At 61.6% G+C, this 6,653-nt stretch carries 5 protein-coding genes and 1 pseudogene; 2 read left to right on the top strand and 4 right to left on the bottom strand.

Annotated elements, in window-relative coordinates; genetic code table 11:
* A pseudogene (locus OXT71_10315) lies at positions 1-233 on the bottom strand (transposase).
* Positions 234-424: 191 nt separating this feature from the next.
* Between OXT71_10315 and OXT71_10320 the strand changes: the two are divergent.
* Positions 425-1,651 carry an ATP-binding protein gene (locus OXT71_10320; protein ID MDE2926779.1) on the top strand — a complete coding sequence of 409 codons (1,227 nt, stop codon included), beginning with the start codon at positions 425-427 and terminating at the stop codon, positions 1,649-1,651.
* A 50-nt stretch (positions 1,652-1,701) separates the two neighbouring features.
* On the opposite strand, the gene OXT71_10325 is transcribed toward OXT71_10320, so the two are convergent.
* From OXT71_10325 to OXT71_10335, 3 genes are read right to left on the bottom strand one after another with little or no spacing between them, the layout of a single operon-like run.
* Complete coding sequence (locus OXT71_10325) at positions 1,702-3,093, bottom strand: dipeptidase (protein ID MDE2926780.1); 1,392 nt, start codon at positions 3,091-3,093, stop codon at positions 1,702-1,704.
* Positions 3,094-3,134: 41 nt separating this feature from the next.
* The gene (locus OXT71_10330; protein ID MDE2926781.1) at positions 3,135-4,307 is read right to left on the bottom strand and encodes a mandelate racemase; all 1,173 of its coding nucleotides are present in this window, start codon (positions 4,305-4,307) and stop codon (positions 3,135-3,137) included.
* A 27-nt stretch (positions 4,308-4,334) separates the two neighbouring features.
* The gene (locus OXT71_10335; GenBank protein ID MDE2926782.1) at positions 4,335-5,837 is read right to left on the bottom strand and encodes a hypothetical protein; all 1,503 of its coding nucleotides are present in this window, start codon (positions 5,835-5,837) and stop codon (positions 4,335-4,337) included.
* A 300-nt stretch (positions 5,838-6,137) separates the two neighbouring features.
* Here OXT71_10335 and OXT71_10340 point away from each other — a divergent pair, with 300 nt between their 5' ends.
* Positions 6,138-6,473, top strand: coding sequence for an STAS domain-containing protein (locus OXT71_10340; protein ID MDE2926783.1), 336 nt, complete (start codon positions 6,138-6,140; stop codon positions 6,471-6,473).
* The last annotated feature ends 180 nt before the right edge of the window (positions 6,474-6,653 follow it).

A 6,653-nucleotide genomic window follows, 5' to 3' on the forward strand; every position in this document is an offset into this window, starting at 1 on the left:
GATCCTCCATCCCCGGATCGCTCAGGTTGTAAAACAGCTGCACGCAGTGGATCCGCAGCATCGTCGAGAGCGGGTAGGGACGCCGGCCCCGTCCCGCTTTCGGGTAAAACGGCTCAATCCGGGCTTCCAACTGCTCCCACGGAATCAACCCGTCCATGCGGGCCAGAAACTTCTCCCGACGGGCCACCCTTCTTGGTGTCGTATTCCAGATCGGCGAACGTCCGTTGCGACATCGTCTATCCTCCATGCAGTGATGTATGGAAGTATTATCCTGCAGAGTGCGGACTCGACTTAATCAGACCTTCCTTAGATATATAAGCCCCCAAGTTTTCCCCATACCGGCCGGAGTCGTATGCGTCTGCAGCAAGGTCGATCGTGAAGAGTAACCTTGCATTTTCAAATCTGGACTTTCAATATGTCAGGTATGGTTCCACGTCATACCACCACACTTCTGCTCGAATACTTGGGGTTCTTCCCCTGTGTCGGTCTTATCGGACCACGACAGTGTGGGAAAACCACTTTGCTGGGAGAGCTGGGAAAAGGGTGGTTGCATTTCGACCTGGAACGACAATCGGACTTCGAAGCCATTGCGCGCGACCCCGACCTGTTTTTCCGTCTTCATCCTGATCGAGTGGCCATCGACGAAGCACAGGCCTTTCCTCCTCTCTTCCAGGCCTTGAGGGTCGCCATCGATGCCGATCGATCCCGAACCGGCAGATTTGTCATTACCGGTTCGAGTTCGCCTGACCTCACCGGGCGGATATCGGAAAGTCTGGCCGGCCGGATCGGACTGATCGAGATGAGCCCCTTTTCCCTGTCGGAAGCGATGCGCAAGCCTCCGAGCCGTTTTTTTTCCGGCCTGTCGCAGGGCTGGAAGCCGGAAACCTTCGTCAAGGAAATGACACCCCGTGCGGGAATTCGGAAACTCCACGAATACTGGTTCTGGGGCGGATATCCCCAACCCTGGGTCGAGGGTGGAGACCGCTTTCGCCAAGTCTGGATGGAACAGTACGTTCAAACCTACCTGCACCGCGATATCGGGACCCTCTTCCCCGGTCTGAACCGAAACCGCTTTCGCCGCTTCGTCCAGTTGCTTGCAGGTCTTTCAGGCACCATTTTGAACTACTCGGACGTCGCTCGCGCCCTGAACGTCTCCCAGCCCACCGCCCGCAAGTATTTCGAGATCGCGCACGGTTCCTTCCTTTGGAGGACCCTGCCGGCCTTCACACGCAACGTCCTCAGGCGCGTGGTCAAGAGCCCGCGCGGGTATCTTCGCGACTCGGGCCTGCTCCACCACCTGCTTCGAATCGGCGAATTGGACGATTTACGGGGACATCCCCAAATGGGCCGGTCGTGGGAAGGAACGATCGTTGAACAGATTCTCAGAGGGCTGGCGGCAAGCGGAATCGCTTGTGACCCCTTTCACTACCGGACCCACGGTGGCGCCGAGGTCGATCTTGTATTGGAGGGGACCTTTGGCGTCGTCCCCATCGAGATCAAGTACCCTCAGACCGTCCGCGCCCGTGAACTCCGCCCCATAAACGACTTTGTCGACGAGTACGGCTGTCGCCTCGGCTTCGTCATCAACAACGATGAGAGGCCCCGCCTCTACGGTCAGCGCCTGGTGGGAATTCCAGCCGCCTGCCTCTGACCCCAACGACTGCCCCAAGTGGAGGGTAGATTTACAGTGCCTCTAATTCGTCAAGATCCCTGACCGGAGTCGGCGGCGAGGACCTCGATGAACCGGCCGTGAGCGATCTGGGCCCTCTCGAAGCTGGCCAGGCGGAAGAATTCGTCGGGGCTGTGGGCGCATTCGTCATCCAGCCCGAAGGAGAGATTCACGGTGTGGATCCCCAGGTGTTCCAGGATGAGGCCGCAGGTGGCGATGCTCCCTCCCGATCCCACCACGTAGGGCCTTCTGCCGTAGAGCTCTTCCAGCACCCGGGCGGCTGCCAGGTTTCCGGGGTGATCGATGGGGATGGAGTAGGGCACGGACGAAGAATCCAGCACGACGACCTCCGCCTCGACGCCGGCAGGAGTATTTTCCTCCACGTGCCGGACAACGGCCCTGACGACCTGGTCCGGATGCTGATCGGCCACCAGGCGGCAGGTGACCTTGGCGTGAGCTTGGCGGGGCAGGACCGTCTTCATGCCATCCCCCTGGAAACCGCCCCAGATGCCGTTGATTTCCAGGGTCGGCCGGATCCACTCCCGTTCGTAGGTGCTGAAGCCCGGCTCGCCGAACGTCTCGGTCACACCGATGGAGGCAAGCAACTCCTCCTCCTGGTAAGGGACTCTCGCCAATTCGCTCCTCAACCGGTCATCCGGCTCTCGGACCTCATCGTAGAATCCTTGGACCAGAACCCTGCCGTCGGGCGAGCGCATGGAGTCCAGCAGCCGCACCAGGGCGTGCACAGGATTCTGCACCGCACCTCCGAAGAGGCCGGAGTGAAGGTCCCGGGAAGGTCCGCGGACATTGATCTGAAGACCGCAGAGACCGCGCAGCGACACCCACGTGGCCGGCTCCTCCTCGCTCCACTGGGAACCGTCGGCGCTTACCGCCACGTCGGATGCGAACCGTCCCGCCTCGGCCTTCATGAAGGGGGGAAGATGGGGACTTCCAATCTCCTCCTGCCCCTCCAGCAGGAATTTGAGGTTCAGGGGAAGGGTCCCCGTGGTCTCCAGCAGGGCCTGCACGGCCAGGATCGGAGCCAGCATGTTCCCCTTGTCGTCGGACGAGCCTCGGGCGTAGATTCGGCCGTCCCGGACCACCGGCTCGAAGGGAGGGTGGCTCCAGAGATCCACCGGGTCCACCGGCTGCACGTCAAAATGCCCGTAGACCAGGAGCGTGGGGCGCCCCGGGGCATGGAGCCAGTCGCCGTAGACCACGGGATGCCCTTCGGTGGGGAGGACCTCGACGTTCTCTACACCCGCCGCCTGCAGCCGGTCGCCGACCCAACGGGCCGCCTGCTTGACGTCGGCAGCGTGATCGGGCAGCGCCGAGATGCTGGGAATGGTCAGGAACTCGCTCAGTTCCTCGATCCACCGGTCCTGGCGATCCTTCAGATATTCCTGCCAATTCTGCGTACCCATCTCAATGCGATCCTCCGGTCTCGAATCGGCTCGAGCGGGCCCTACTTGTACTCCGCCCGGTCCGTACAGTGGTCCATGATGGTGTCCCAGTCATACTCGACGCCCAGTCCCGGACCGTCGGGCGCGACGACGCAGCCCCCGGCATCGACGGCGTCGATGGCGTCGCGATAGCCGCACTTGAAGGGCGCCATGTGGAAGGGGCCCAATTGCGGATGGAGCAGGCCCATTTCGTAGTAGTTGGTGTTGCGGACGGCGGCCATCACGTGCCGCCGGTCCGGACCCGGTCCATGCAGCTCCACGTCCAGGCCGAACCCTTCGGCGGCGTGGGCGATCTTCATGACCCCGGTAATACCGCCGTCATAGTCGGTATCGATGCGCACGAAGTCGGTTCCGTCGGCCACGATGAAGTCCACATGCGGCTCCAGCCCCCTCAGGTGCTCCAACTGCAGGAGCGGCGTCTTGATGAGCTGGCGCAGTTTCCGGTGGGCGAACGCCGAAACCCCGCCGTCCCGGAACGGGTCCTCGTACCAGAAATAGTCGAACTCGTCGCAGGCCCGGCCCAGTTTCAGGGCCTCGGCGAAGGTCTTGATGGCGCAGAAGGGGTCCAGCATCAGGTCCATTCTGTCCCCCACCCTCCGGCCCACGGCCCGGACCAGCTCGATCTGGTCCTTCAGCGGGGCGTCCTGCCAGCCGTGAATCTTGAAACCGGGATACCCCAGTTCCAGGCACGCCTCGGCGAAGTCCGCGTAGGCCTCGGGTGTGTTGAGGCCTCCCTCCTCGTAGTCGCCGACGTAGGTGCTGGCGTAGCAGGGGAGCTTCTTGCCGGCCGATCCGCCGAGCAGCTCATAGATGGGCGCGTCGTAGTACTTGCCGGCCAAATCCCAGAGAGCGATGTCCACCACCCCCATCCCCATTCGGGACTGCTGCCGGGTGGCCTGCTTCAGGTCGTCGTAGATGGCGTCCCGCTCCAGGGCGTTGCGACCGATGAGGGTGTGGGCCAACCCGCCGATGACCGCGTAGTCCGCCTCGAATCCCCCGAAATACTCCCCGGTGACTCCCAGGTCTGTATGAATCCGAAGCCCGCGGCCGCGAAACTTCTGAACCCCGCCCGGCTGATAGATGAGAATGCCGATGGAAGGCTCAACCCCGACATCGATGATGTTCTTTTCGTACTGAACCACTTCGATGCTGGTGATTCTGGGCCTGTCCTTCATGCATTCGCTCCTTCCACGGCGCGAGAGTTATTCCAGCCAGAACGAGAACAGCCGGGCGTTGTAGAGGCGGAAACGGAACCGGATCGTCTCGCCCTGAAAGGCGCCCAGGTCCGGTTTTCCGGTCCACTTCACCTCGGCTCGCAAATGGTCGCCCTGGATCGGCTGGGACCGGTCCCGGCTCCACCCCTCCAGCACCCGGCGGCCCCGCTGGTCGATCACCTCCACCCGGACCTCACCGTCCGAGGCGTCGGCATTGATGAAGAGCCGGTTCCCGTCAAAACGGATGGCGCGCGTCTCAACGAATCCACCCTCCTGGTCGGCGCCGAAATAGGCGAACCGGTCCCGTTTGAGCTTCGCCAGGTGAATGCCGCCCCGGTAGGGATCGTCGGTCTGGAAACGATGGTTCAGGCCGGTGTAGTAGAACCAGAGTTCGTCTCCGTGGACCTGGGGCCGGGACGCGGCCAGGACCTGACCCGTATCGATCACTCCTTCACCCAATTCCGAAACCGGAATGAAGGATCCCCGGTTGCCCACCTTGACCCACCGCCGGAGATCGCGGCTGGTGGACAGCTTCACCGAGTTGATCCCTTCCTGGTTCCGGTTGGGTGCAAGGCCGCTGGCTTCGAAGTGGTTGGGCAACCCGATGTAGATCCCCTCGTAGGGAAAGATGGGCATGTTGTAGATCTCGGTATTGTAATGCTCCGGCTGGTTGATGGTCATCAGGCGGAGCTTGGGATTGACCAGATGCTCCCGGATCCGTTGCTCACCCAACAACTGGTCATAGGCATCGGCGTGAAAGATGAGCTCGGGATCGGTCCAGTTCTCGAAATCGGTGCTCAGCGACAGAAAAACCGATCGGCCGAAGGGGCCCCGGTGCTTGACCGTGGCGATGAACCGCTTCTTCACCTCATCGTAGTTGAGATGGGACTCGTCCTGGCTGGGGATCACGGGGACGTCCAGCTTGGTGAACTCGTACCCGTCGGAGGAGATCAGGGGATGCCGGTTGTGGGGACCGGTCAGTGCCTTGTACCGCCGCTCGGGTCCGGCGTCGGGGTCCAGCAACACATGCTGGATGCGGGTCTCGGGCTCGCCTCGAACCACCACCAGGTTGTTGTCCGTGGATCCCTGAAACTCCTGCTTCCCCAGAGACGGCTTCTCCCAGTGGATCCCGTCGCGGGAGCGGGCGAACGCCGTCTTGCCAGCCGAGTACCACATCTTCCAGACCTTTTCTTCGGGGTCCCAGCAGGGCGCGCTCCGAATCTGGATCGACTTGCTGGTCCCCGGATTCCACCATGGACCCGGCGAATGCTCCCAGGGCCGGTCCGCCCGGACCACCGGGTTGCCTTCGTATTTCACGGGAGGATTGACGCGGCGCTCGACCCGGTACAGGCCGCTGACCAGGAAGTCATCGAGGAACAACTGATGCTGTCCCGTAGGGATGTGCACGTAGGTGAGCGGTTTGGCCGGAAAGCCGGTCACGGTCAAGCAGAGCAAGATCAGGACGAATCCCGGAATAGGTCTAGGTTTCATGAGGAACTCCTTGTCTTCGCCGGCGACATGCCGAGCAGAGGCGTACCACGATCTCCAACGGGGAGTCAATAGAACCGGGGAGGGTCACTGGCCCCATTATTCGAGAATTCGATAGTCGACCGGACTCACACGGATCTTCGGTCGATTCCGCCCCTTTCTTACCTGAATTTTCCCGGACAGGCTCTATTATCTGGTCGAGCGACAGGTTAAACTTACTGGCTTCTGGCCTTGACATCCGGGAAAATCCGCGGGACCAGTATTGGGCAGGCTTCGGCTGGCGAATTGTGGGAGGTTCGGTAAATGAGAGTACATGCGGAGAGGGAAGACGGAATCTTGATTGCCACGGCAGTCGGTCGTGTCGATGGCGCCAATGCGCTGGAGTTTCAGAACGCGTTGCAGGCGGCCATCGGCGACGAAGATGACGTCATCCTGGATTTGGCGGGACTGTCGTACATCAGCAGCGCGGGCCTGCGTGTTTTTCTGCTTATTGCGCAGCAAGTCAAGAGACGGAGCGGGCGATTTTCAGTCTGCTCGCTCTCGGATTCCATCGAGAAGGTCTTCACCATCAGCGGCTTCGACCGGGTCATCCCAACTCATGGATCGCGATCCGAAGCCTGTGCCTCATACGCGGGCTGAGCACCTGTTTGGCGCCTCCGGGTGCGATCGAAGTCGACCGGACGGATTCAAAGTTGATAGCTGAGATCAAACTGTCGCGACTACAGGACCAACGGCGACAGTTATTGCCCGGCCAACCACAGGGGGGGGAGCAAATAAAGAGGGGGCCCCGGGACCCGTAAAACAAACGCGGGGGGGGGG

This window comes from Acidobacteriota bacterium (assembly GCA_028874215.1).
In the GTDB taxonomy this organism is placed as follows: domain Bacteria; phylum Acidobacteriota; class UBA6911; order RPQK01; family JAJDTT01; genus JAJDTT01.